This window comes from Bacillus sp. AR8-1, assembly GCF_008042345.1.
Taxonomy (GTDB): domain Bacteria; phylum Bacillota; class Bacilli; order Bacillales; family Bacillaceae_G; genus Bacillus_A; species Bacillus_A cereus.
Genome location: NZ_QNUB01000005.1, coordinates 13684 through 39726, shown reverse-complemented (window position 1 = coordinate 39726; position 26043 = coordinate 13684). Strand labels below are relative to the sequence as shown.

Sequence of the window (26043 nt, the reverse complement as noted above, 5' to 3'; positions counted from 1 at the left end):
TACATTTAATTTTCTTTATTTGTTCTCGTAATCATAAGATCAAGTCCAAGGCTTTTTAACCCATATAAATAATCTTCTTTCCAGTTGCTCACTGTTATTTTCGGAATATGTTCTGCCGGAATGTACTGTGGACAACTTTTTACAATCTGATCTATAACAATTTGGTTCACTTCATCATCACAGAAGATGAATCCATGAGGGTTAATAATAGCTATACATGTAGCTATTAAACGAGTAATAGCATCTATATTATATTCCTCTGGATTATTCGAATCTTCACTTCTCAAAGCTTGCAAGAAATTTTTATTATCGTACTGCGGGACGAAAGATATCTCTCCTGAGAAAAATGTGCTTCCGCGTACGACATCTCCATTTACCATAATCCCCGCACCTGGGCCATTTTGACCTGAATACAAATATACAAGAGAGGAATTTTCATTGTTTCCAGTATTTTTATGATAGCCGAGCACTGCAGCATTCATATCGTTTTCTATTACTACTGGTATAGAAAACAGTTCCTCCAAGTGACTTTTCAAATTAAAATTTTGGAACTTTTCATATCCAGGAATATAGAAAATACGCCCATTATCGACAGCACCAGGAACACCAATTGAGATTGAACTTATCTTTGGAAACGTAGCTATAAGACTTTCTATATGTTCTGTCAATACACTTAGACCCGTATCAATTAATGCACTTGAAGTACTACCTTGTTCTTTTACTTCCCCTAAACAGTTAAAAATTGTATAGTTCGTCTCATTTTTTTCTAAAAATATCGCTAAACCTAACATATATTCTGGATTATATTCATATCGTTTTGCTCTTCTTCCACCACTTGAATCATCTAAACCGGCTAAAGTGACTTCACCGTCTTGTTTCATTTTTTCTATAAATTTACTTATCGTTGGAAAACTGATTTCTAATGTATTACTAAGTTCAACTTTCGTTGCACTACCTCGCTCTAGAAGAGCTGTACGAATGCCGCGAAGGATCGTCTCTTTAATCGATTTTTGAGTAACAAATTGTTCACTCAAATCGCTCACCACCTTAATCAACATACTTATTAAACACTTTTAATAAGTTGCGTTGACAATATATCATACATCATTTTCTAAAGCAATAGAGATGATATATTTCTACTAGCGGCACTCCGTATTTAACTCGATGCATTCTCTCTCATAACAGACGATACAATTCCAGACAAGATAACAAATAATAAAACAGCTAGCAAAGCATTACGTATCCCGAATGCTTCTCCAAGTATTCCTAAAAATGGTGGTCCGACTAAAAACGCTGTAAAACCGATGATAGAAACTGCAGCAACATTAGAAGTCGCATTTTCACTGTCACCTCCAGCAGCAGAAAGCCCAATCGGGAAACCTAACGCGGCACCAATCCCCCACAGTACTACACCAAGTGCTAGAAAATATGAGTTACTCCCAAATATGACGATTGTCATTCCTATAATCGCCATCATAATAGTAGCACGCATAACCGCGACACGACCGAATCGATCAAGAAAATAACTACTGCACATTCGAGCTAATGTCATTGCCAATACAAAAATAGTGTACATAATAGAACCTGTTACTACACTTTGCTGATGTCCATCTACCATCACAATAGGTAGCCAATCATTTGCACTCCCTTCTGCAAATGCCATTCCAAGCACGAAAAGACCAAGTAAAAGCACCCTTCTTTCCATACGTAAGGAAGTATGCTTCGCTCGCTTTTTGTTCCGCGATTTCTCCTTCTTTCCTGTTCCATGCGGAAGAAAACGATACAACATACATACAAGTAATACAAACATGACCGAAATCGCAAGAAATTGATACAGAATTGGGATGTGAAGCGAGATGGCGGCAGAACCACTAAGCGCGCCTACTAAAGTTCCTATACTAAAAAAACCATGGAATTTCGGAAGAAGAGTTGTTCCTAATTTCTGCTCAATGGCAGAACCTTCTACATTCAATGCGACTTCTGCTAATCCATATCCTACTCCAAATACTAGTAAGCTACCAAAAGCCCCCATACTAGAAACAAAATAAATAGTAATACCTAAACAAAGCAATCCAACAATCATAAAAAACATACTGCCTATAATAACGTCTCTAGCTCCCTTACCGTCAATAAAATGACTTGCACTTAGTAAACCAATTATTGAACCGACAGATAATCCGAACAAAATCCAGCCCATTTCTGCATTTGACACTGCTAAAATATCTCGAGTAGCTGCTGTTCTAGAAATCCATGTAGCAAATGCCACACCTGGCAAAGCAAATAAGAGGAATAGAGCATTTCGAGAGACAAGTAGCGTCTTTGTATCATTTTCCGCAAAATCTTTCTTCATATGAAACACCTTTTACTCTTCTATCGTTTTAATAACTTTAGCTGGGTTACCACCAACAACTACATTATTAGGTACATCTTTTGTCACAACTGCCCCTGAAGCAATTACAACATTATCTCCAATTGAAATACCAGGGTTAATAATAGCGCCTCCGCCAACCCAAACATTGTTATCTATCTTTACCGGTTTTCCATATTCTTTGCCAGAGTTTCGTTCCACCGGATGTAATGGATGAGTAGCAGTATAAATGTGAACACCAGGTGCAAACATACAATTATCACCAATTCGAACTTCACAAACGTCCAAAATCACACAATTGAAATTTGCGAAAAAGCTCTTTCCGACATGAATATTGTAGCCGTAATCACAACGAAAATCAGGATTAATTTGTGCTTTCCCATCAGTTGAAGAACCTAAAAGCTGATTTAATAACGTAAAACGCCTCTCATCTCCTGTCTCCATCGCCTCGTTATAAAGGCGTGTTAAACGTTTTGCCTCCACCCTATCAGCCACCAATTCTTCGTCATCCGCAATATACATTTCTCCTGCCACCATCTTTTCTTTCTCCGTTTTCATACATTCATCTCCTTTTTTATTGAATGAGATTCACTTATTAAACACCTTTAATAAGCACCTTTAATTAAACTTATTAAACACGTTTAATAAGTAACCCTATATTATCATACTTTTTCATATATGCAACTAATAAGTTCGGAAAAGAAGTGCGAACTCCTTGCTCTACGTATCAATATGAAGAATAATTTATATCGAAAAACGAGGGAACGCTCAGCGCCCCCTCTCAAATCCAATCCTTTTTTTAATTTCTACTAAATTTACCTTCGCGATTTTTCTTGCTCGCTCAGCACCTTTTTCTAACGCTTCATATAATAAATTCGGCTCATTCATATACATTGCGTACTTTTCACGAGGTCCAGCTAACTCACGATCTACAATGCGAAACAACTCTTTTTTCACATCTCCCCATCCGATTCCAGTCTCATATTTTTCACGTAATGACTGTACTTCGTCTTCTGTCGCAAATTCTTTATAAATTGTAAATAAGGTTTCTAGTTCTTTCGGTTCATTTGGAAGTGAAGAATCTGTTTTGATTTTAAATATTAACTTTCGTAGTTTTGCTTGCTCTGCAAATAATGGGATCACATTTCCGTAACTTTTACTCATCTTCCTTCCGTCAAGACCAGGTAAAATAGCTCCTTCTTCTTGTATGACATACTCTGGAAGTGTAAATGTCGTGCCAAATGTATGATTAAAATAAGTCGCAATATCACGCGCAATTTCAATATGCTGAATTTGGTCTTTTCCAACTGGTACATGAGTAGCTTGAAATAATAATATGTCAGCTGCCATTAAAATCGGGTACGTGTATAACCCCATATTCACTCCCGCATCGACCTCTAACCCTGCTTCTTTATTTTGCTCCACCTTCGCTTTATACGCATGAGCACGGTTCATAAGACCTTTCGGAGTTAGGCAAGCTAAAATCCAAGCTAATTCTAGAATCTCCGGCACTTCTGTTTGCCGATAAAAAATAACATCTTCTCCAAGTCCAAGCGATAACCAAGTAGCTGCTACCTCTTTCGTATAACTGCTGAACTTCTCTGGATCATGAACAGCATTTAATGCATGATAATCAGCTATAAAGTACAATGCTTTTCCTTCATTATTCTTTGACATTTGTAATGCAGGTTTAATCGCACCAATATAATTTCCTAAATGCGGATAACCTGTCGGCTTAATTCCTGTTAACATTATTTTCTCACTCACACTAACTCCTCCTTTCTCAAAATAAAAAGAGCCTCTCATCCTTAAAAAAGGACGAGAGACTCCCGCGGTACCACCTTAATTAGCTATCATTATAGCTCACTTCAACTTCTTAACGTGAAGTAACCGTCTTTACCTACTCATTTCAGTTAGAAGCTCCAGAGCCCATTCCATATTCATCCCTTACTGATTTCCACCACACATCAGCTCTCTAAAAAGTTTCGAATATGTACTCTTCTCTTTCATTGCTTTTTCGTTATTTTTTACAGTTTATCACATTTCACTTCCAAACAAACCCTAATTTTCTATTTTATATAGCAGGAATTTCCACTTCAATTGTCTAATGTTATATAGGTTTGTAGAAATATTCGAAACAACTTTGGAGGTTTTTTCATGGTGAAATATATATCAATTTTAGGTTCAACAGGATCCATCGGCACATCTGCATTAGATGTCGTTTCAGCTCATCCTGAACATTTTAAAATCGTTGGTTTAACCGCAAATTATAATATCGATCTTCTTGAGCAACAAATCAAAACGTTTCAACCTCGTATTGTAAGCGTTGCGACAAAAGACTTAGCAGACAAGCTTCGTACGCGTATTTCAGCAAATACAAAAATTACACACGGGACTGATGGCTTAATTGCAGTAGCTACTCACCCTGATTCAAATCTTGTATTAAGCTCTGTTGTAGGTGTTTCAGGATTACTCCCAACAATTGAAGCATTAAAAGCGAAGAAAGATATCGCTATTGCTAATAAAGAAACTTTGGTTGCAGCTGGACATATCGTAACTGAACTAGCGAAACAAAACGGATGTCGCTTAATTCCAGTAGATAGTGAGCATTCAGCTATTTTCCAATGTTTAAACGGAGAAAATAATAAAGAGATTGAGAAGTTAATTGTAACAGCTTCCGGTGGTGCTTTCCGTGATAAAACACGTGATGAAATACAAACATTACAAGCAAAAGATGCTTTAAAGCACCCAAACTGGTTAATGGGCGCAAAACTAACGATTGATTCTGCCACATTAATGAATAAAGGGTTCGAAGTAATGGAAGCGAGATGGCTATTTGATATTCCATATGAAAAAATTAATGTAATGATTCATAAAGAAAGTATCATTCATTCTTTAGTAGAATTTATTGATGGATCAGTTATGGCACAGCTCGGTGCTCCTGATATGAGAATGCCGATTCAATATGCGTTTCACTATCCTACTCGGCTACCTTCTTCCTATGAAAAATTAAATTTATTAGAAATCGGTAGTTTACATTTTGAAAAACCAGATTTAGAGAAGTTCCCTTGTCTACAATACGCATATGAATGTGGCAAAATCGGTGGTACTACTCCCGCTGTATTAAATGCAGCAAATGAAATTGCGAATGCACTATACTTAAAAAATGAAATTGCCTTTTTCGATATTGAAAAAATAATTTACAAAACAGTTGAAGCTCATCATAATGTAAAAAATCCTTCACTTGATGCTATATTGGAAGCGGATCAATGGGCGCGCCAATATGCAAATGAATTGTTAATAAAAAAGAGCTAAAACAGTTCCCACTGTTTTAGCTCTTTTTTTCATGTATTCAACTTAACAAATCTATAACCGTGTGTAACTAACACTTTTAATATCGCATATCCTGGAATGGCTAAAATAATGCCCATAATCCCGAATAAGTTTCCGGCAGTTAAAATAATAAATATGATTGTAATTGGGTGAATATCTAACTTCTTACCCATAACTTGCGGAGAAATAAATTTACCTTCTGCTAATTGTACAACCATCATTACAATAATTACCTTTAAAACCATCCCTGGCGAATCAATAAACGCAATAATTAACGCTGGTGTAATGGCGATAATTGGTCCTACGTACGGAACGATATTTACAATCATCGCTAAAATAGCGAGTAGTACTGCATATTTAATACCGATAATAAGGTAACCAATTAATAGCATAATACCGATAAACAAGCTAACTATAATTTGCCCCCTAATGTACGAACTAATCGCATAATGCATATCATCTAGTATTCTCATTGCTGCTGGTTGTCTTTGCTCTGAAATGAACTTTAAAAAGTGATTCGGTAATTGCTCACCATCTTTTAAAAGATAGAACAATATAAATGGAACCATTACAAATGTTAAAACAACCTCTGTAATAGTACTCAAAAATCCAGTTACATTACCAGTTACTGATGATAATGACTTTGTAAAATCAACTGTGTAGTCTTTTACAATATTCGCAACATCAATATTTAAATTCTCCTGAATTTTACCGAGTAAGTTACTTTCCCCAAATCTACGTGCTGCCCTTTCGATTTCATGACCAAAATATGGTAGATTATCTATCAATGCATCAATTTGATCTTTGATAATAGGAATAACCGTTAAAACTAAAAACACAAATAATCCAATTACTATTAAGTATATTGAGGCTATCGATACGATTCTTGAAACACCTTTCTTTTCTAAAAGCGAAACGAATGGATGTAAAATATAGAATAGCACGCCCGCTAATAGTACTGGGAAGAAAATTGTTTTTAAAAATACGATAAACGGTGTAAAAACAAATGATATTTTTGTTAGCAATAAAATATTAATGAACAATAACGCAAATCCAAGTAATACCGCCAAATAATTTTGTTCTCTAAAAAACTTTCTTAACTTATCTCTTTTTCTTATATTTATTTTCTCCAATGAAACCACCTCTTCGAATGATGAAAAGCCCTTATTCAGGGCTCTTCATCATAATCTATATCTCTATTTCCTTGCAGCTTTCACTACAAATGATACAATAAGAATTAACACGATTGCACCTAATAATGCTGGCACGACATGAATCCCACCAAATGATGGCCCAAAGGATCCAAATAATCTACCACCTAACGAAGCACCTAATAAACCTGCGATAATATTTCCGAACATACCACCTGGGAAATTTTTACCCGTTATAGAACTAGCAATTGCACCTATAATAGCACCAACTATTAATGTGATAATCCATCCCATTTTTAGTCCTCCATTTCTATTATGGTGTATTTCTTTTTCATACTAAATTGTTATGTAACTATTATAATTATTATATCCAATAAAGAAAAATCTTGTCAAATCTATGAAAATACAGCCAACAAGGAGGTTCTTTCTCTATGATTCAAAAATTAATAACAACTTCTCACAAAAACGCTACTTCTATTTTAAGCATTCAAATACCAGCTTATGAAATTGAGGCAAAATATATAAATAGTACAGCTATCCCTCGCCTTTATGATACTGTAGCTGATATTCAATCCTGTGATGAAATTTTCTACGGCTATTTTTATGAAGATACACTTGCTGGGTTTATTTCTTTTAAAGTAGACGAAGAGGAAGTGGATATTCATCGTTTAGTAGTATCCCCTAATCATTTTCATAAAGGGATTGCAACAAAACTACTACTGTATGTATTTGACATGTTTTCCCCTTCCCAAACATATATTGTACAAACAGGGAAAGAAAACACCCCTGCTCTGTCTTTATATAAAAAACATGGCTTTATTGAAGTAAAGGATATCATATTACCCGATGGAGTGGTTTTAACCTCACTTAAAAAAATCAGAAAACAATAAATAGTTTGACTCGTCAATTTATTTATGTTATCTTTTACTTTATAAAACCTTTTGCTGAGTCCAAATTTTGGAGCGGGGGAACCATTTTTGTAGCTATGCTACTTGGGGCGAATCTTTTTTAAGTAGGGAAACTCTCACTTCCCGAGTCCGACAGCTAACCTCGTAAGCGTAATGGGAGAGGAAGGTGCTTTTTGCCTATGTTACACATTTTGCCTCCTTAATTATAAATATGGGATCGATATCAAATAGTCACCTATATTTATAGAAAAGGAGAATGTATTATGTTACGTTTATCTGATCACGCAATAAAAATGATGGAGCAAAGACTACGAATTGAAAAACAACGCACATATCAAGCAAATAAAGTTGTAGATAACTTACATCACAAATACTTCTTTCAGCATATTTTTCAACCGAAAAGATAAAGAAAATGTTTATTTAATATTAAAAAACACAAGGTGTGTCTTACAAAGACATTCCTTGTGTTTTTTATATTCTTTATAAAATTCTCACTACATTTAAACTTGCTGTAATCGCACCTGCTATAGTAGTCACATGCCCTACACCTAACGGGCCATTTTGTAATATTAATGTTGAATTGGCACTCGTCACATTCACAAGAAGTGTATTTGAAATGGCTGGTTCGATTACTACAGTTGATGTCGTTACGTTTTGTATAAAACTCCCTGTTAGTTGCGTTCCATTTAATAGTAATCTAACAGATACTGTCTCATTCCCACCATTTGCATCTCCTTGGAAATAGTAGCTTACTAAATATATTCCTGGCGTCGCTACTGTGACTGTCGTAGCACTAGTTAAAGATACACCAGTTCCATATACAGTGGATCCAGAATTAATTGGAATGTTAGTATTTGCTGCAATTGTACTTGTTGATGTAGAGAAGAAATAGCCACCACCTGTAGATATAGCAGATGATCCTGTTGCTCCAGTTAAACCTGTTGGACCCGTGGCACCTGTTGGGCCTGTTACTCCCGTTCCCCCTGTTGCTCCTGTTATTCCTTGGATTCCTTGGATTCCTGTCGGTCCTGTTGCACCAGTCGCTCCTGTCGCTCCTGTTGCGCCGGTTGCTCCCGTCACACCTTGTGGGCCTTGAATTCCTTGGATTCCTTGTGGGCCTGTTATTCCAGTCACTCCGGTTGCTCCCGTCGGACCCGTTATCCCTTGCGAACCTTGGATTCCTTGGATTCCTTGTGGACCTGTTACTCCCGTAGAGCCGGTCGCTCCTGTTGGGCCTGTTACTCCTTGTGGACCTTGAATTCCTTGAGGACCTTGAGGGCCCGTTACTCCCGTCGGACCTGTTGCTCCAGTTGCACCGGTTGGACCCGTCGAGCCAGTTATACCTTGTATGCCTTGAGGTCCAGTCGGGCCTGTTGGACCAATCGGACCTTGAATTCCTTGCAGACCTTGAATTCCCTGTGGACCGGTTGGACCTTGTATCCCTTGTATTCCCTGAATCCCTTGCGGGCCTGTTGCACCAGTTGGACCTGTTGGACCCTCTGGGCCTTGCACTCCTTGAATTCCAGTCGCTCCCGTTGGACCTATATCTCCTTGTGGACCTTGAATCCCTTGGATTCCTTGAGGACCAGTTGGACCTGTTATACCACTTATCCCTTGCACTCCTTGTAAACCTTGAGGACCGGTTGGACCGAGTGGACCTTGGATTCCTTGCAGACCTTGTAAGCCTGTTGGTCCAGTTGCTCCCATTACTCCTTGCTCACCTTGTATTCCTTGTATTCCTTGCGGGCCTGTTGGACCAATTGGACCTTGTGCCCCTTGCACTCCTTGTTGACCGGTTGGGCCTGTTGCTCCTATCGGTCCCTGTACTCCTTGTAGACCTTGTAAACCCGTTGGACCGGTTGATCCCATTACTCCTTGTGGACCTTGAATTCCTTGATCACCCGTTGGACCGGTTACCCCCATCGGTCCCTGTACTCCTTGCAAACCTGTTAAACCGGTTGCACCTGTCGGTCCTTGTATTCCTTGCACTCCTTGAATTCCAGTCGTTCCTGTTGCTCCGGTCGCCCCGGTTGCTCCGGTTGCTCCAGTTGGACCGGTTGGACCCCCCGGTAATCCTGCTGGACCCGTTGGACCGGTTGGACCTCCTGGCGGACCTGTTGGGCCCGTTGCTCCGGTTGGACCCGTTGCAGATCCAGTTGGTCCAGTTACCCCTGTTGGACCGGTCGAGCCGGTCGGACCCGGATCCCCTTGCAAGCCAGTTGCACCTATTGGCCCTATTACACCTTGCACTCCTTGAATTCCTTGAGAGCCTGTTGGACCAGTTACCCCCATCTCACCTTGTGGACCTTGTAAACCTTGAACACCAGTTGCGCCTGTTGGTCCCATTGGCCCTTGTTCTCCTTGTATTCCTTGTGAACCTGTTGGACCAGTCGGACCCATCGGACCTTGAATACCTTGTATACCTGTTACACCTTGTAAACCACTACCTCCTAAATTACCTTGCACACCTTGTATACCAGTATTTCCAGTTGGTCCAGTCGGACCAATTTCCCCTTGCACTCCTTGTATTCCTTGTATTCCTGTTGGGCCTGTTGGACCGATTTCTCCTTGCATTCCTTGTATGCCTTGTATTCCTGTTGGACCGGTCGGACCGATTGGGCCAGGAATTCCTTGTACCCCTTGAATACCAGTTGGACCAGTCGGACCTCTTTCTCCTTGTATTCCTTGAACACCTTGTATTCCCTGTGGGCCTCGTTCTCCCATAGGTCCTTGATTACCTTGAGAACCTTGTGGTCCAGTTAAACCAGTTGGGCCTGTTGGACCATTTTCTCCTTGCACCCCTTGCACTCCTTGTATTCCTTGTGGGCCGGTTGGACCGATTGGACCTTGTACGCCTTGTATTCCTTGCGGTCCAGTTGGTCCACCTAAAGCACCAGTTGGACCGGTTGGACCAGTGGGCCCCGTAATACCTGGCGGTGGAAAAGGAATAGGTGCTTGAAACTTGCTACACTTATCTTGATTCTTCACAAGCATCTCCCCCGTTATAACTAACGTATCAAACTATTTTTAATACATTTAAACTAGCTGTTATCACACCAGATAATGTCGTTACATGCCCGATAGCTAACGGACCATTTTGTAAAGACAAAGTTGCATTTGAAGAAGTAACTTCAATGACCATCGTATTCGAAACTGCTGGTTCTAATATAAAAGTACCTCCTGTAACATAAAAAATAAAACTCCCTGCGACTTGTGTTCCATTTAAAGTAAGCCTCACTGAAATTGTTTCATTTCCGGCAGTTGGATCGCCTTGAAAATAATAGCTTACTAAATAAATTCCCGGCGTACTTAACGTTACAGTTGTTGCATTTGTTAAACTGACATCAGAACCAAAAATTGTAGATCCAGAATTAATTGGTATTAACGCATTCGCTGCAATTGTACTCGTTGAAGTAGAAAAGAAATAACCTCCCCCGCTAGGTAAGCCAGTCGCTCCTGTTGCACCTACAATTCCTAAAAAACCTATAGGCCCTTGACTACCCGTTGCTCCAGTAGGTCCCACAGCTCCAATCGGCCCTTGACTACCTTGGACTCCAGCTGGACCTACACTACCGTTAACCCCTGTTATTCCCCTCGCTCCAGTTGGGCCTTGTATTCCTTGAATACCTTGCACACCTTGTATTCCGGTTACTCCCGTTGCACCGGTAGGTCCTATCATTCCTGTACTTCCTTGTATTCCTTGAATACCTTGAACGCCTTGTATTCCTTGTGCCCCGGTCGCTCCTGTCGCTCCTGTCGCTCCTGTTTCTCCCGTTACGCCCGTAATCCCAACATTTCCTTGTGGTCCTTCGGGTCCCTCAATACCTTGCGCCCCTTGCACTCCTTGTGAACCTGTTATCCCGTTTTCTCCTAAATTCCCTTGAGGCCCTCTAATTCCTTGAGCACCTGTAGGACCGATGATTCCTTGTATTCCTTGTATTCCTTGAGAGCCTTGCGCTCCTGTTGGACCTACTATACCTTGTATTCCTTGAGGCCCTTGTAAACCAATTGCACCTGTAGGACCTGTTATTCCTTGAACTCCTTGTATTCCTTGAGCACCTTGCGGACCAGTCAATCCATTTTCTCCTTGTATTCCTTGAGGTCCTTGTATACCTTGAACTCCAGCTGCTCCTGTTATTCCTTGAACTCCTTGTATTCCTTGTGCACCTTGTGGACCAGCATCTCCTGTTTCTCCTCGTATTCCTTGTGGACCTTGGGCTCCCACCGCTCCTGTTGTGCCTGTAGGACCTATTATCCCTTGTAACCCTTGTATTCCTTGCGCTCCTGTTGGACCTGTTACTCCTTGTATTCCTTGCACACCTCTAGGACCTTCTGCACCGGTTGGACCGATTTCTCCCTGTGGACCTTGTATGCCTATTGGGCCTTCTACACCGGTTGCTCCTATTATTCCTTGTGCTCCTTGTATTCCTTGTGCTCCTTGTACGCCAGCTACACCAATTACCCCTTGAGAACCTTGTGCTCCCCTTGCACCTTGAGCACCAGTGGGACCCGTTATTCCTTGTAACCCTTGCGCTCCTTGGGGACCTTTAGGACCAGTTACACCTGTAATACCAGCTTCACCGGTTGGACCTGTTGGCCCTCCAGGTGGACCAGGCGGGCCTGATGGACCAGTCACTCCACTAGATGGACCAATCGGACCGGTTATTCCTGTTGGTCCTCCAGGTGGACCTTCTGCACCTTGTTTACCAGTCGACCCAGTTGCTCCTGTTATTCCTCGTATTCCTTTTGGCCCTTGAAAACCTGTGGATCCCCTTACCCCTTGTATCCCTTGTATTCCTTGTGGACCTTGAGGACCTATTACACCTGTTATCCCCCTTATTCCACTTATACCTTGAGGTCCTTGTATTCCAGTAGAACCAGGCGGGCCAGTTACACCTTGTATCCCTTGATCACCTTGGTGCCCTTGCTCTCCAGTAATTCCTCGTATTCCTTGTGGACCTTCTTCTCCTTGTATACCTGTAGTTCCGTCCTCCCCTTGTATTCCTTGCGCCCCTTGAGGACCTTGAGGGCCCATTACACCTGATATTCCGGTTACACCTATTTCTCCCTGCATTCCTTGTGCACCCGTTTCTCCTCGCTCACCTATTTCTCCTTGTATTCCTTGGGCGCCCTGTATACCTTGACTACCAGCAGGGCCTGTAATTCCTTGTATTCCTTGCATACCTTGTAATCCAATATCGCCAACAGGACCTTGCTCTCCAATTAATCCTTGAGAACCTTGTAAGCCGACCGGACCAGTAATTCCTTGCTCTCCAGTATCACCAACGGGACCTTGTATCCCTTGTGCTCCTGTTGTCCCTCGGGGACCTTGTATCCCCCTGATACCTTGAGGACCTTGGGGCCCAGTTGCTCCCGTCGGTCCAGTCACCCCTGTAGGACCAACAGGACCTTCATGCCCTCCAGTTGGACCGATTGGACCACTATTACCTGTCGGACCCGTTGCTCCTATAAGCGGAAGAGGCAGTGCCACTCCAAATTTTTTGCACTTTCTATGATGACGCACAACAATCCCCCTTCCCCAAAATAATTACACCTTTTATATGAAATGCATTTTTATAAGAAAAGTACACCTTTGACCTCATTTTTTTAAAATAAAGAAGCCTATCATTTCATCTATTTGAAATGATAGGCTTCTTTTTATAAAACAATTTACTTCCTCGCCTTAATAATAAAAGTAGTTGGCACCATTCTAGCTTTATATAAAGAATAATATTTCGTAGACGGCTCAGCTAGTTCTCCATCAAGCAAGCTCGATGGTTCAGGCTCTTCTATTAATAAAAAGATGATTATGCCTTTTACAACCAAACAAATAGCACCCACCTATAAAATCCGTTTCAAATTCTAACCCTGGAACGTATCCAGATTTGATACGTTCTACCATTGTTTTATAACAATTATTCTCTTCTGTATATTCCTCAATTAACTCTTTCTTATCATTTTCTGTCCAGTTTTCTTCTACTTCTTCATTCTGAACATCTTCTATTTCTGCTGTTTTCGCTTCGATAGATTCCCGTATAACTTCATTTATACGGGAGAAATTATTCGTTTTATATAGAGCATACACAAATCTACCAATCCAATTAGGACTTTTCCAGCATTCTTTATATCCCTTTTCGAACCATTCAATTGCTTCTTTATAGCAATTCAACTCAACATATAAATCTGCTACATTAATTTCCCCTAAAAAATTATCAGATTCCCTGTTAAAAGTATCTAACTTCTCTTTTGCTTCTGTCGTTCGTTCTAAATCAATTAAACATTTTACATAGCTATACATGATATAGTCCGAATCCCCTGCAACTCGCAAGAAAAAGTCTGAAGCTTTTTCCAGCTCTCCAAGGTTATAATGCGCTACAGCTACATTATGATATGCTTCATCTGATGGTTGAATCGAAATAGACTTTTGTAATGCTTCTTTCGCTTCTGTCCATTTTTCTTGTTTCATGTAAATGTCCCCTAAGATGTTATAAGGAAAGTATGAAGAAGGATTCAACTTAACAACTTCTCTTATTAATTCAAGAGCTTTATCATCATTCTCTTCCTCATAAAAGTACATCCAAGCCAGATTATTGAGAGATTGTACGTCTCTAGATTCATGTACTGCTTGTTGAAACAGTTCCATTGCTTCCTCATATTTATTTTGTTCAAACATTTCAATTGCCTTCTCATTAATGTTCAAATAACTACCTCCGAAGTAAATGAATTCATCTATTCCCTATCATTATTGTAAAATGTAAAAATTATAATTTCTATAAAAAAATTTCTTTCTCTCGTCTACATTTCGATTGAAATAGAAGCTAAAACATACGAATTTACAAAAATCAGTAAATTTTTCATTCTCCCTTAAATTGGATATACATCCTGTTTCATTTTACATATTATGGTACAATTAAGAGGATACTAACTAAACATTTACGCTCCACACTAGTAATCTAGCAATACCAAAATCAAAAATCACATGGAATTGAGGGATGTTATGCAACAGAAATTAGCTGTTCTTCTATTCACTGGAATCATATTATCAGGATGTTCAACTATAGCAGAGAATTCTTTAGAAAGCGGGAAAGGCAGTATGGAATTATTAACACCAACGATTACAGCAAAAGACAATGAATTAGAAATTAAAACTAAAGGCATTGATGAAAATAAAGTAACTTTTATTTATGTTGCTAATAAAAAAGTGTTGGAACAAAAACTAAAAAATGGTGAATCCTACAAACTTAACATTAAAGATATCGAACACGCTCATAGGACGGACTACAAACCAAAAGTTCAACTTTTACAAACGAAAGACGATGATGATGATGGAGAAACAGTAACCTTCAAACAAGTTAGATATACAGTTAAAAACTGATTTTAAAGTTGTTTCATTATAAATGTAACGAACGAAAATATACTTTTAACAGTAGATAAATGTAGGGGGTGCTAACATGAAAAAACGATGGATTTCTTGGTGGATTGGTAACATATTTTGGATTATCGTTTTTGGAATATGGGCAGCTATTATTTGGCTACGAGATGTTGATGGGGCCGGTGTTACTCAAACACCCGAAATTAAATCAATATCACTTATCGTTTTATTAATCACGTTTATCATACCGGTATTTTTTCAAATTATATGGCTAATCATTAATTTGAGAATGAGTAAAAAAAATAATTATACGATTTAGCTTTTTGAATTAATAGATGAATATTTTTCATAAAAAAAGAGAGGAATCTACATCAAAATAGATTCCTCCCTTTTACATTTGGACTTATACTGCGCTTTTAATGCAGCACTACTCCTCTTTTTTACGATGCATGTTCATCTTTCTTCTTCATTAACGCTCTTTTCTTCATCGCCTTCGTTAAATATCCACCCTTAAACGAGCGAATTTCATACGAAGACATAAACGCTTTCGGTGCAATTTCATTAATGATTTCCAAAAGCTCTTTCTCTCTAGAACGCTTTGCAACGATATCTAAGCGATAACGAATTGAATTAATACCTTCACCTTCAAATACTGTAACGCCAAATCCAGAGTGACGTAATTCGTCTACTAATTCATTACAACGGTCTAGTAAACTAACTTGATACGTAATATAACCAATTGCTAATTTATTCTCTATATAACCGCCTAATAATAGTCCTGTACTAAAGCCAATGACATAGGCAACGATGTTCATCCAATTTGATAAATCTTGAAACACAATACCTAAACTGACAATGTAAATAGCCCCTTCTAACAATCCAACACCAGCAGCGGATCTTGTTTGATTCTTTACAAGCAAAATCGTACGGATTGTTAAAATGGGAACGTAAATAATTTGAAGCACAAAAATAAGTAACGCTTGTAACATTGGTATCCACCTCTTTCAAAAAGTCTTTTGTCATAATAACATACATAACCTTTAGAAATCGATGGGTTTTTTAAAATTTTTTTATTATTTTTCATACTATTGAAAAACATAAAAAAGAAGCGTATTATATTTGTCGTTAATTTGATTACTTGTATATTATCGCTAAACTAAAAAAGGAACCCGATTAGGTCCCTTTCATCATAGCTCTATGTTTTTCGAAGCATGTTCCCTTTGCTTCTCTTCTTCTTTCACTAACTGCATATTTGCATACGCTAAATTTGCAATCATTAAAAAGTGACCACCTAAAATACCTGTACCAAATGCCCACATTTCCATTTCATGCTCAATTTCATACATGATGATAGCTCCTAAAATAGCAGCTGCAAATCGGTTTAAAACTCCTAATCCAGGAGCCTTTTCCTTCATTACGATACTTTTCCCGAGTTTCTCCACTCTGCGAGCTAATAACCAAAGACAATAGGCGCTTACTGCTAATCCAATACCGAACCCTGTCACTTGTTTTCCAAACGGAGTAATCGTCCACATAAGTAGTAAACCACTAAAGATCACATACAATTGTAATCGATATACACGTAAGGCTTCTTGAATCAAAATATCCGCTCCTAAGTTCTCATTTTTTGTACTTTAGAAGAAAAGCAGCAACTTACACAGTTGCTGCTTTCTCTTCTTCTTGTTCTTGTTCCATCTTACGAATTTCAACACGTTTAATTTGGTAAGCGTCTTTTTCTAACACTTTAAATTCATAACCTTCCGCCTCAACGTGTTGTCCTTCTTCGATTTCATGATTTTGCATCATAATCCATCCACCGATTGTATCCACATCATCTTCTTCGATGTGTAATCCAAATAAATCTTTCACTTCTGAGATAAGCACTTTTCCATCAACAATAATATGTTGCTCGTTCACATGTTGAATTGGTGGTGCTTCATCTTCATCATATTCGTCACGTATTTCGCCGACGATTTCCTCCAAGATATCTTCAAGCGTTACAATTCCAGCTGTTCCTCCGTACTCATCATATAAAACAGCCATCGGAATTCGCTTCTTCTGCATTTGAAGTAATAAATCGTGAATTGGAGTCGTTTCCATCACTTCAATAATCGGACGCATATACGAGCGAATAGATGATAAATCTTTTTGATCCTCGGTCATATATCGAATAAAGAAATCTTTTACGTTGACCATACCGATAATATCATCTTTATCTTCTCCAAAAATCGGATAACGTGTGTATCGCTCATTTTGGATCACTTTCATGTGTTCTTCTACTGAATCTTCCAGGTAGAAACCAACGATTTCTGTTCGCGGTACCATAATCTCTTTTGCAATACGATTATCAAATTCAAAAATGTTATTTACATACTTGTATTCAGCTTGATTAATTTCGCCACTTTCATAGCTATCTGAAAGGATAAGACGTAATTCTTCTTCTGTATGAGCTACTTCATGTTCTGAAGCTGGCTTTAAACCGAATAAACCAGTTATCACACGAGCTGAACCGTTCAATACCCAAATAAATGGATACATTACTTTATAGAACATCATTAATGGACCTGCCAATAATAACGTTACCCTTTCAGCCTTTTGAATTGCCATCGTTTTCGGAGCTAATTCCCCTACTACAACGTGTAAATACGTCATAATCATAAAAGCAAGACCAAATGTTAATACTGATGAAATAGAAGGATTTAAGTTCCATTTCTCAAATAACGGGTGTAATAACTTTTCAATTGTCGGTTCACCTAACCAACCTAATCCCATAGCTGTAACTGTAATACCTAATTGACAAGCAGATAAATATTCATCTAAATTTGTTGTTACCTTTTTCGCTGCTAAAGCACCGCGTTTTCCTTCCGCAACAAGCTGATCGATACGGCTTGAACGTATCTTTACAATCGCAAACTCTGCTGCTACGAAAAATCCAGTAAATGCGATTAAAATCGCAACCATGACTAAATTAAATATTTCCAATGAATCCCCTTAGTTAAAAAACTAAGGTGTCCACCTCCTGTATACTATAATGTTTTCTTATTTGTTTGTTAGAAAACATAGCCCGATACAAAAATTAAAGAGGTCGGATTTCACTTATTCTATAATAATAGAGCAAGTGTCTGTATTAAAGCTGTCGTTTGACCAGATAAAGATTTCGATATTTTTTCACGTTGTGAATCAGTCAATCCATCTAAAAGCGGCTTTAACTCAGTAAGCTCCACTTCTAATTGATGAATATGGTCTGTCACTTCATTCACTTGTTTCGAAACGTGTTCATTGATACCGAGCAGCTTCTTCTTCTCCTCGATTTTCTCTTTAATCTCACAAAGCGGCATATGCATTTCTTTGCACTTCTCAATAAATTGTAATGTCTCAAATGCTGTTTCGTCGTAATAGCGATAATTAGATTGAGATCGCTCCGCTTTTAAGATACCTAGATTCGTATAATAATCAATCGTTCGTTTCGACACGTGAGCCATGAGAGCCAACTGTCCGATTCGATACACCTTCCCAACGATCTTCCCCCCTTGTTTATATTACTTACATCATACAACACATAAACTGTACAGTCAAACGTGACGGTTTATTATTCACAATTTATACAAAATTCCAATCTCCTCCTATGATGATTCAATACGAGTAATCTACACTTATACAATAAAATTACTAAACTACTACCTAATCACTACATTGTCTGCCACTTTTAACCTTTCTTATTTAAAAGCATATCCTACTAATAATGATTGCTTGTATAGGAGGGAATTAATATGAAAAAGACAATCATTTCTCATTTTTATAATGAAGAATACCTACTTCCATGGTGGCTTATGCATCACACGAAAATATTCGATCACGGCATTTTAATTAATAGGGGGTCTACAGATCGTTCCGTAGAGATTTGTAAACTATTAGCACCCCACTGGGAAGTACGAAATTCAAGATTTCTTGAGTTTGATCCAACTAATACTGATATTGAAGTGATGGAAATTGAAAGAGAAGTTTCAGGTTGGAAAATCATTTTAAATACTACTGAATTCTTTTGTTGTAATAATACTGAAGAATTTTTTTCATCTCTTCATACACTAGGCCAAAACATGTATGCGATTAGAATGATTTTAATGATAGATAATCATAATTATAATTATTCAAAGCCTAGATATTCTATCCCCTTAGTAGAACAGCGATACCACGGTGTCTTCCCTTATAACCCAAATCTCGGATGTGCTTGGAGATTTATTCACAATCATCTAGACGGTGCATATTTACCTGGTAGACATCATTCGCGACACGGATATATAATTTATGACTATCCTTCATTTATTTTAAAATTTTATTTTAGCCCTTGGAATGAACAATCAAAGGCAAGAAAATTACAAATTACACCTACCCTTTCAAAAAGGGGTATTCAAATGGGACTTCAAACACATTACGGTCAATCTCCTGAAGTACTGGACATACGTTTTTTAGAGCTTAGTAACCTAACACAAGACCTCCGTCATAACCCTGAATATCAAGAATTATTTCCAAAATTCAAACCGTAATATTTTCTGCATCGTCATCACCTCAAACATTTTCATTCACTTAATCAAAAACAATTTCATTTGCATAAAACATGAATACTGTATAAATAATAAATTTTTATTTTAGGAGGAAAAAATGAAAGCTGTTATTCTTGCTGGTGGGTACGGTACAAGAATTGGGGAAGAAACACATTTAAAACCGAAACCTATGATTGAAATTGGAACAAAACCTATTCTATGGCACATTATGAGTTTGTATAGTCATTACGGGATTACTGAGTTTATTATTTGCTTAGGCTATAAAGGATATGCAATTAAAGAGTTCTTTCTAAATTACAACTTACACATGTCTGATTTCACAATACAGTTAAACGATAATACAATTACTAGCCATTCTCATCGTGTAGAACCATGGAAAGTTACACTAATCGATACTGGTGTAAATACCGAAACGGGTGGCCGAGTGAAAAAGATTCAAAATTATGTCGGAGACGAACCTTTCTGCCTCACTTATGGTGATGGATTAAGTAATGTAAATATAAAAGAACTTATTACATTCCATAAAAAACATGGAAAAATGGCTACTGTTACTGCCGTACAACCTCCTGGTAGATTTGGTTCTCTCATATTAGATAAACAGTCTGTAACATCTTTTCAAGAAAAACCATTAGGTGATGGCGGATGGGTTAACGGTGGATTTTTCGTTTTAAATCCTGAAGTTTTCAATTACATTAGTGGAGATAAGTCTGTTTTTGAAACAGACACTTTAGTTCAGTTAGTAAACAAAAATGAATTGGCCGCATATCAACATTCTGGTTTTTGGCATCCGATGGATACATTGCGCGATAAAAATAAATTAGTCGAGCTATGGGAAAGTAATAACGCTCCGTGGAAGGTTTGGTAATATGGCTTCATCATCTTTTTGGAATAAGAAAAAAGTATTTATTACGGGACATACTGGATTTAAAGGCTCCTGGCTCACCCTTTTCTTAAGTTCTTTAGGTGCAGAAGTAGTAGGCTTTTCTTCTCATCCCCCATCCATTCCTAACATTTTTGAACAAGGTAACGTAGCAAAAGAGTGCACGACAATAAAAGGCGATATTACAGATTACCATTCTTTATTTCATGCCATGAAGCAGCATAAACCCGACATAATATTTCATTTAGCAGCTCAGCCAATCGTAACCGCTTCATACAAAAATCCTATCGATACATTCAAAACGAATGTTTTAGGTACTGTCCACGTGCTAGAAGCAGCAAAGTCCTTCGAAAGCGTACGTGCCATTATTAATGTGACAAGCGATAAATGTTATGAGAATGACGGTAGTGGCGACCGAGCGTTCGTGGAAAATGACCGACTAGGAGGTTTCGACCCTTATAGCGCTAGTAAAGCTTGTGCTGAATTAGTTACAACATCTTATCACCAATCTTTTTTTCACACGAATACTACTTCGCTTGCTTCTGTAAGAGCAGGTAACGTCATCGGCGGTGGTGATTGGGCAGAAGATCGATTATTCCCTGATATCATTCGGGCATATTTGCACAATCATACTTTGTGTATTCGAAACAAATATGCCATCCGTCCGTGGCAACATGTTTTAGATCCTCTACATGGCTATATCCTTTTAGCTGAAAAACTTTGGAATGATGCTAAATATGCAGAAGCATGGAATTTCGGACCGATTAATGAATCTAGCAGAACCGTAAATGATGTCATTCAATCCGTAATGAAATTATGGAATAAACGACTCACAATCCATTCTCCCTCTACGAAAACTCCTTATGAATCACCAATTTTAACACTCAACAGTACAAAAGCAGTAAACAAACTCGGCTGGACTCCTAAGTTATCAACAGATGATTCTATCGTTTGGACTGTTGATTGGTATAAAAAATATGCATCCGGTGAAAATATAGAATCTTTCACACGACAACAAATCGATGCATTCAAAAATTTATAAGGGGGCTATAAAATGGAACAGAAAAAATGCCGTTTTTGCCACTCATTACTAACTAACACTTTTTTAGATTTGGGCGTTTCCCCTCTTGCTAATTCATTTGTAGCTCCTGAAAGCTCATATAAAATGGAACCTTTTTATCCGCTGCACACATTTGTTTGTAACTCTTGTTTACTCGTACAGCTAGATGAATTTGAATCTCCACAAAATATTTTTCATAACTATTTATACTTCAGCTCTTACTCCTCAAGTTGGCTACTACACGCTAAACAATATGTAGAAATGGCGATTAAGCGTTTCAACTTAACGAAACATTCAAAAGTGATTGAAATCGCAAGTAACGATGGGTACTTATTACAATACTTTAAAAAAGAAAATATCGAGACATTGGGAATTGAACCCGCGAAAAACGTAGCAGAAATTGCTATCAAAAAAGGAATTCCTACTCATGTGAATTTTTTCAGTAATGACTTAGCAAAAAAATTGCCACAAGCTGATTTAATCGTCGCAAATAACGTATTAGCACACGTTCCAAACTTGCATGATTTTGTTGCCGGTTTAAAAACGTTATTAAAACAAGATGGCACGATAACAATTGAATTCCCACACTTATTAAACCTCATATCCTTTAAACAGTTCGATACTATCTACCATGAGCACTTTTCCTACTTCTCACTTATAAGCCTTCAAAAAGTTTTAAGTTATCATCATTTACAAATTGTTGATGTAGAAGAACTTTCAACGCATGGTGGTTCCTTACGGATTTTTGTAAACCATCTAAGTGCCCAATCAACTATCCATTCCAATGTTACAAAATTAATTCAAAAAGAAGTCGACCACGGGTTAGATACTTTAGATTGCTATCTCCTTTTTTCTAAACGCATCGAACAATTGAAAATAAATATTTTAAAGTTTTTTATTGAAGCGAAAGCTTTAAACAAACAAATTATCGGTTACGGTGCTCCAGCTAAAGGAAACACCCTTTTGAATTATTGCGGGATAGGTAAAGAATTTCTAGCTTATACAGTAGATAAAAATCCTCACAAACAAAATCTCCTTTTACCAGGAACTCGTATTCCAATAAAATCTCCAGCAGAAATTAAACGTACAAAACCAGATTACATTCTTATACTTCCTTGGAATTTGAAAGACGAAATTATGAAAGAATGCTCTTTCATTCGTGAATGGGGCGGTAAATTTTTAGTGACGGTTCCAGAAATTGAGGTGATCGAGCCATGAAGAAAGTTGTTGTAACAGGTGGTAGTGGCTGGATAGGTAAATATGTTGTACATTCACTTATACAAAAGGGATATGAAGTGCACGCCACGTATAATAAAAATAAATCCTCTCACCTCCCTTGCCATTGGCATAAAGTAAACTTGCTTCGCGATGACGTAGTAAAACAATTCATTTCCGACGTTCAGCCTAGCCATCTCATTCACCTTGCTTGGGAAGCAGTGCCACCAGCATGCTATGTATCTATTAATAATTACTATTGGCTAAAGTCTAGTATTTCATTGATTCAATACTTCACAACATACGGCGGAAAGCGTGTTGTCGTTGCAGGTACTGGCGCAGAATATGAATGGTTTAACGGCGTATTATTTGAAGATTCGCCGCTTCTTTCTTATAAAACCCCGTATTCATTATGTAAAAACACACTGCACTCCTGGTTAGAAACGTATGCACAACAAACAGGCCTCAGCATGTGTTGGAGCCGCATTTTTCATATGTATGGACCTTACGAACAAGGTAATCGGCTCGTTTCTAACATTATCACTTCCTTATTAAAAAATGAGGAAGCACTATGTACACATGGAAAACAATCGAGAGATTTCCTCCATGTGAGTGACGTCGCTGACGCTCTCGTAACAATATTAGAACATGGCGTTACAGGCACCATCAATATTGCTTCAGGTCAATCTGTACAAATTAAAGAGTTAGCTTCTATCATTGCTAAAAAGATAGGAAAAGAAGATTTAATTAAACTAGGTGCAATCCCTTTCTCTAAAGATGAACCTTTATTTGTCGGGGTTAATGTAGAACGTTTAAAAACTGAAGTAAACTGGAAACCAACATACGATCTAAATACAGGAATTGAAGAAACAATTTTATGGTGGAAATCATTTATACAAAAACATAACGATATGCATCATTAAAACGTAAATCCTTCGTTCCTCTCGCTAATTCCTTATACCATCCTTCTAATCTTTCCGGCGTAACAATATGATGCGTCCCCATTCCCCCATGCTTACTAGCTTCAGAAAGAGTCGGACCAATTTGTAACTTTCTCTTTCTCATCGCATCGTTCCACGGACTAAACCCAAACCATAATATACAGGCAAGAGGTGGATAAATCATCGATTCATGCGCAGATAAATGTCTTCCAACCGTATAACTTCCATGCTCATGATTATGAATAAATCTACCTCTTCTCCATAACGGCCAATCTTCTGGTAAATAACCATGAAACCGCTGTTTCATTAAAGGTATTCCAAAGTTAAGGTCCGGATAGTTGTAGTTAGGATCATCAATCATAATAAGCCCGTCCAGCCAATACATCCTCCCCCCCAATTCATTTAGCGATTTCCAAAACTGATTTTTATCTTGCACGCAAAGAAACTCAGTCGTATTTAAAATCATTTTCCATCCTTGTACTTCTTGTTCTATCCTCATCACTTCATGATCTGTCGCATATGCATCAAACTCTGGATTTACAGAATCTCGCACCTCCCAATGCGGTGCGAATTTTTTACAAATCTCAACGGAACGATCTGTTGAACCTTTATTAATTAAAATACCATGATCAAAAAGTTTCGTATGATGCATAAGCCACCATGGCAATAAATACTCTTCATTGTAAAAATGTGAAATAACGGTTGTAGTTATAATAATCTCCTCCTCTTTCTCTATTAATCTACTTTTTATCCTACAACCAATATACTCATAAGCAAAAATATGTTTCCTAATTATTGATCAAATATTATTATTAATATTTTTGTAAGTTTTCCTTTGGTACCCAGCCCTCCTCACCATCTCTTCCTTCGCACCAAACCCATCCATTCAATTCTTCTAATCCGATCAATCTTTTTCCAATACTCACATTTAATTCTTTCGCAGTATATTGTTTTATAATAATTCCTGTTCCATTCATATCTTTTCTTATAATTTGCTCCGGAACCCATCCTTTCCGGTCATATTTCTCTTCGTGACAAAACATCCAGTTTTCCCAATTTTCAGGACCAGCGTAACTCTCTATCATTTTCACTACATTCCCCTCTTCTAAGCGAATTGGATTAGGATAATTGCTAACATGTGATTTTATAACGATATATTTCATAACACCCTCCAATAATCAGAAAATCAAGTTATACTATCACTATAACTTAAAAAGGAGGAATACACATGTACTACAACACTTCATTCGAAAACGATCAACCTGTAGGCCGTCTATAAACTAAGACGGGCTTATAACACATACACTATGCCTCGTCTTAGGGAACTCATATTACCCTAAAAATAGACGGAGGTACTTCAAATGAAACAAACCATTTTAGGAGCTATATGTTTATCACTAGCAGCAAGTATATGGGGCGGTATGTATGTTGTTAGCAAATACGTACTCGATTTTATCCCACCACTAACACTCGTTTGGCTACGCTTTATCATTGCTTTTGTTGTTTTGTATGGCATTTTGAAACTAGCTGAGAAAAAACAAAAGAAAAAAGTAAACATTCGCAAAAAAGATTGGCTCCTCTTCGCTTGGATAGGATTTATTGGATATTTCATTTCAATCACATGCCAATTTATCGGAACAAAATTATCCGACGCTCATACAGGCTCGTTAGTTACATCAGCTACGCCTGCATTTATGGTTATATTTGCAGCGCTCATTTTGAAAGAAAAACTAACCGCTCGTAGACTTTTATCTACTATAATAGCGACAATCGGTGTCATTATCGTAATCGGATGGGATATTGAAATTGGCTCCTATTTTATCGGAACAATCATTTTAGTTGGAGCCGCTATTACGTGGGCCTTACTATCTATTTATGTAAAAATCGCTTCAATCCAATTTTCATCCTTAGTTATTACAACGTATGCCATATTCTTTTCACTCTTTTTTATTACACCTTTTATGATAGGAGAACTACAAACATCCTCTATCGGAACAGTAAATACGTACGTAATATTAGGCGTATTATACTTAGGAATCGTTTCAACAGCAGGTGCCTTTTTCCTTTGGAATAAAGGATTAGACTTAATGGATGCAAGCATCGGTTCCTTATTTTTCTTCTTCCAACCTATCGTTGGATCATTACTTGGTTGGCTCTTATTAAATGAGACATTAAATAGTAACTTTTTCATTGGTGGTATTCTCATTATATGTAGCGTTTTCATTACTACTTTTGAAAAGAAATAAAAAGCAG

Annotated in this window: 26 protein-coding genes, 1 pseudogene, 1 riboswitch and 1 other annotated feature; of the genes and pseudogenes, 11 read left to right on the top strand and 16 right to left on the bottom strand. The window is 37.8% G+C overall.

Features of this window, described 5'->3' with window-relative positions:
- Window positions 1-5: 5 nt before the first annotated feature.
- From DN400_RS01565 to DN400_RS01550, 4 genes are all read right to left on the bottom strand, one after another.
- On the bottom strand, window positions 6-1034 hold the full coding sequence (locus DN400_RS01565; protein WP_000003038.1) for an ROK family transcriptional regulator: 1029 nt from the start codon (window positions 1032-1034) through the stop codon (window positions 6-8).
- Window positions 1035-1156: 122 nt separating this feature from the next.
- Window positions 1157-2350 (bottom strand): MFS transporter, encoded by a 1194-nt coding sequence (locus DN400_RS01560; protein ID WP_065229115.1) that lies wholly within the window; start codon window positions 2348-2350, stop codon window positions 1157-1159.
- Between the two features lie 12 nt (window positions 2351-2362).
- Window positions 2363-2926, bottom strand: a complete 564-nt coding sequence (locus DN400_RS01555; protein ID WP_147801493.1) for a maltose O-acetyltransferase — start codon at window positions 2924-2926, stop codon at window positions 2363-2365.
- A gap of 210 nt (window positions 2927-3136) precedes the next feature.
- Window positions 3137-4135, bottom strand: coding sequence for a tryptophan--tRNA ligase (locus tag DN400_RS01550; protein WP_001290878.1), 999 nt, complete (start codon window positions 4133-4135; stop codon window positions 3137-3139).
- Window positions 4136-4179: 44 nt separating this feature from the next.
- Window positions 4180-4387 (bottom strand) — a binding site (T-box leader).
- A 138-nt stretch (window positions 4388-4525) separates the two neighbouring features.
- Here DN400_RS01550 and DN400_RS01545 point away from each other — a divergent pair.
- The gene (locus DN400_RS01545; protein WP_147801492.1) at window positions 4526-5683 is read left to right on the top strand and encodes a 1-deoxy-D-xylulose-5-phosphate reductoisomerase; all 1158 of its coding nucleotides are present in this window, start codon (window positions 4526-4528) and stop codon (window positions 5681-5683) included.
- 29 nt (window positions 5684-5712) lie between these two features.
- Here the strand turns inward: DN400_RS01545 and DN400_RS01540 are convergent, their stop codons facing one another.
- Both DN400_RS01540 and DN400_RS01535 read right to left on the bottom strand, forming a co-directional pair.
- Window positions 5713-6834, bottom strand: coding sequence for an AI-2E family transporter (locus DN400_RS01540; RefSeq protein WP_000411478.1), 1122 nt, complete (start codon window positions 6832-6834; stop codon window positions 5713-5715).
- Between the two features lie 63 nt (window positions 6835-6897).
- The gene (locus DN400_RS01535; RefSeq protein ID WP_000539733.1) at window positions 6898-7146 is read right to left on the bottom strand and encodes a GlsB/YeaQ/YmgE family stress response membrane protein; all 249 of its coding nucleotides are present in this window, start codon (window positions 7144-7146) and stop codon (window positions 6898-6900) included.
- Between the two features lie 137 nt (window positions 7147-7283).
- Here DN400_RS01535 and DN400_RS01530 point away from each other — a divergent pair, with 137 nt between their 5' ends.
- Together DN400_RS01530 and DN400_RS29305 are read left to right on the top strand one after the other, a co-directional pair.
- Window positions 7284-7742, top strand: coding sequence for a GNAT family N-acetyltransferase (locus DN400_RS01530; protein ID WP_098015251.1), 459 nt, complete (start codon window positions 7284-7286; stop codon window positions 7740-7742).
- A gap of 42 nt (window positions 7743-7784) precedes the next feature.
- A riboswitch (cyclic di-AMP (ydaO/yuaA leader) is annotated at window positions 7785-7927 on the top strand.
- 96 nt (window positions 7928-8023) lie between these two features.
- On the top strand, window positions 8024-8167 hold the full coding sequence (locus DN400_RS29305; RefSeq protein ID WP_000945243.1) for a hypothetical protein: 144 nt from the start codon (window positions 8024-8026) through the stop codon (window positions 8165-8167).
- A gap of 73 nt (window positions 8168-8240) precedes the next feature.
- Here DN400_RS29305 and DN400_RS01525 read toward each other — a convergent pair whose 3' ends face one another.
- The 4 genes and pseudogenes from DN400_RS01525 to DN400_RS01510 form a co-directional block, all read right to left on the bottom strand.
- Entirely contained in the window at window positions 8241-10754 is a 2514-nt protein-coding gene (locus DN400_RS01525) for a BC_3345 family exosporium-associated protein (protein WP_098817426.1), read from the bottom strand.
- 22 nt (window positions 10755-10776) lie between these two features.
- A complete protein-coding gene (locus DN400_RS01520) occupies window positions 10777-13284 on the bottom strand; it encodes a collagen-like protein (RefSeq protein ID WP_147801491.1) in 2508 nt (835 codons plus the stop codon).
- A gap of 146 nt (window positions 13285-13430) precedes the next feature.
- Window positions 13431-13553: pseudogene (locus DN400_RS01515) on the bottom strand (class I SAM-dependent methyltransferase); the annotation flags it as partial.
- A complete protein-coding gene (locus DN400_RS01510) occupies window positions 13540-14460 on the bottom strand; it encodes a tetratricopeptide repeat protein (protein WP_061661164.1) in 921 nt (306 codons plus the stop codon). The pseudogene DN400_RS01515 and the gene DN400_RS01510, both read right to left, overlap by 14 nt.
- Window positions 14461-14739: 279 nt before the next feature.
- On the opposite strand from DN400_RS01510, the gene DN400_RS01505 reads away from it, so the two are divergent.
- Window positions 14740-15135 (top strand): hypothetical protein, encoded by a 396-nt coding sequence (locus DN400_RS01505; protein WP_179953496.1) that lies wholly within the window; start codon window positions 14740-14742, stop codon window positions 15133-15135.
- A gap of 76 nt (window positions 15136-15211) precedes the next feature.
- The gene (locus tag DN400_RS01500) at window positions 15212-15451 is read left to right on the top strand and encodes a DUF3923 family protein (RefSeq protein ID WP_000747683.1); all 240 of its coding nucleotides are present in this window, start codon (window positions 15212-15214) and stop codon (window positions 15449-15451) included.
- Between the two features lie 121 nt (window positions 15452-15572).
- Here DN400_RS01500 and DN400_RS01495 read toward each other — a convergent pair whose 3' ends face one another.
- The 4 genes from DN400_RS01495 to DN400_RS01480 all read right to left on the bottom strand — a co-directional run bounded on the left by DN400_RS01495 (window position 15573) and on the right by DN400_RS01480 (window position 18641).
- A complete protein-coding gene (locus tag DN400_RS01495) occupies window positions 15573-16121 on the bottom strand; it encodes a DUF2179 domain-containing protein (protein ID WP_000938441.1) in 549 nt (182 codons plus the stop codon).
- A 198-nt stretch (window positions 16122-16319) separates the two neighbouring features.
- Window positions 16320-16733, bottom strand: a complete 414-nt coding sequence (locus DN400_RS01490; RefSeq protein WP_000613876.1) for an ATP synthase subunit I — start codon at window positions 16731-16733, stop codon at window positions 16320-16322.
- A gap of 52 nt (window positions 16734-16785) precedes the next feature.
- A complete protein-coding gene (locus tag DN400_RS01485; protein WP_000402258.1) occupies window positions 16786-18114 on the bottom strand; it encodes a hemolysin family protein in 1329 nt (442 codons plus the stop codon).
- 119 nt (window positions 18115-18233) lie between these two features.
- Window positions 18234-18641: a MerR family transcriptional regulator gene (locus tag DN400_RS01480; RefSeq protein WP_000285635.1), complete on the bottom strand. Its 408-nt coding sequence runs from the start codon at window positions 18639-18641 to the stop codon at window positions 18234-18236.
- Between the two features lie 261 nt (window positions 18642-18902).
- Here DN400_RS01480 and DN400_RS01475 point away from each other — a divergent pair, with 261 nt between their 5' ends.
- The 5 genes from DN400_RS01475 (at window position 18903) to DN400_RS01455 (ending at window position 23772) form a co-directional block, all read left to right on the top strand.
- The gene (locus DN400_RS01475; protein WP_147801489.1) at window positions 18903-19676 is read left to right on the top strand and encodes a glycosyltransferase family 2 protein; all 774 of its coding nucleotides are present in this window, start codon (window positions 18903-18905) and stop codon (window positions 19674-19676) included.
- A 115-nt stretch (window positions 19677-19791) separates the two neighbouring features.
- Complete coding sequence (rfbF, locus tag DN400_RS01470; protein ID WP_000648807.1) at window positions 19792-20559, top strand: glucose-1-phosphate cytidylyltransferase; 768 nt, start codon at window positions 19792-19794, stop codon at window positions 20557-20559.
- Between the two features lies 1 nt (window position 20560).
- Window positions 20561-21616: a CDP-glucose 4,6-dehydratase gene (rfbG, locus tag DN400_RS01465; RefSeq protein WP_016512530.1), complete on the top strand. Its 1056-nt coding sequence runs from the start codon at window positions 20561-20563 to the stop codon at window positions 21614-21616.
- Between the two features lie 12 nt (window positions 21617-21628).
- Window positions 21629-22852 (top strand): class I SAM-dependent methyltransferase, encoded by a 1224-nt coding sequence (locus tag DN400_RS01460; RefSeq protein ID WP_000435776.1) that lies wholly within the window; start codon window positions 21629-21631, stop codon window positions 22850-22852.
- Window positions 22849-23772 (top strand): NAD-dependent epimerase/dehydratase family protein, encoded by a 924-nt coding sequence (locus DN400_RS01455; RefSeq protein WP_147801488.1) that lies wholly within the window; start codon window positions 22849-22851, stop codon window positions 23770-23772. The genes DN400_RS01460 and DN400_RS01455 overlap by 4 nt, the downstream gene beginning before the upstream one ends.
- Here the strand turns inward: DN400_RS01455 and DN400_RS01450 are convergent.
- Together DN400_RS01450 and DN400_RS01445 are read right to left on the bottom strand one after the other, a co-directional pair.
- Window positions 23741-24541, bottom strand: a complete 801-nt coding sequence (locus DN400_RS01450) for a glycosyltransferase family 2 protein (RefSeq protein WP_071714590.1) — start codon at window positions 24539-24541, stop codon at window positions 23741-23743. The two genes, DN400_RS01455 and DN400_RS01450, sit on opposite strands and share 32 nt — an antisense overlap.
- A 61-nt stretch (window positions 24542-24602) precedes the next feature.
- Window positions 24603-24953: an SH3 domain-containing protein gene (locus DN400_RS01445; RefSeq protein ID WP_071714591.1), complete on the bottom strand. Its 351-nt coding sequence runs from the start codon at window positions 24951-24953 to the stop codon at window positions 24603-24605.
- Between the two features lie 198 nt (window positions 24954-25151).
- Here DN400_RS01445 and DN400_RS01440 point away from each other — a divergent pair, with 198 nt between their 5' ends.
- Complete coding sequence (locus DN400_RS01440) at window positions 25152-26036, top strand: DMT family transporter (protein ID WP_071714592.1); 885 nt, start codon at window positions 25152-25154, stop codon at window positions 26034-26036.
- Window positions 26037-26043: the final 7 nt, after the last annotated feature.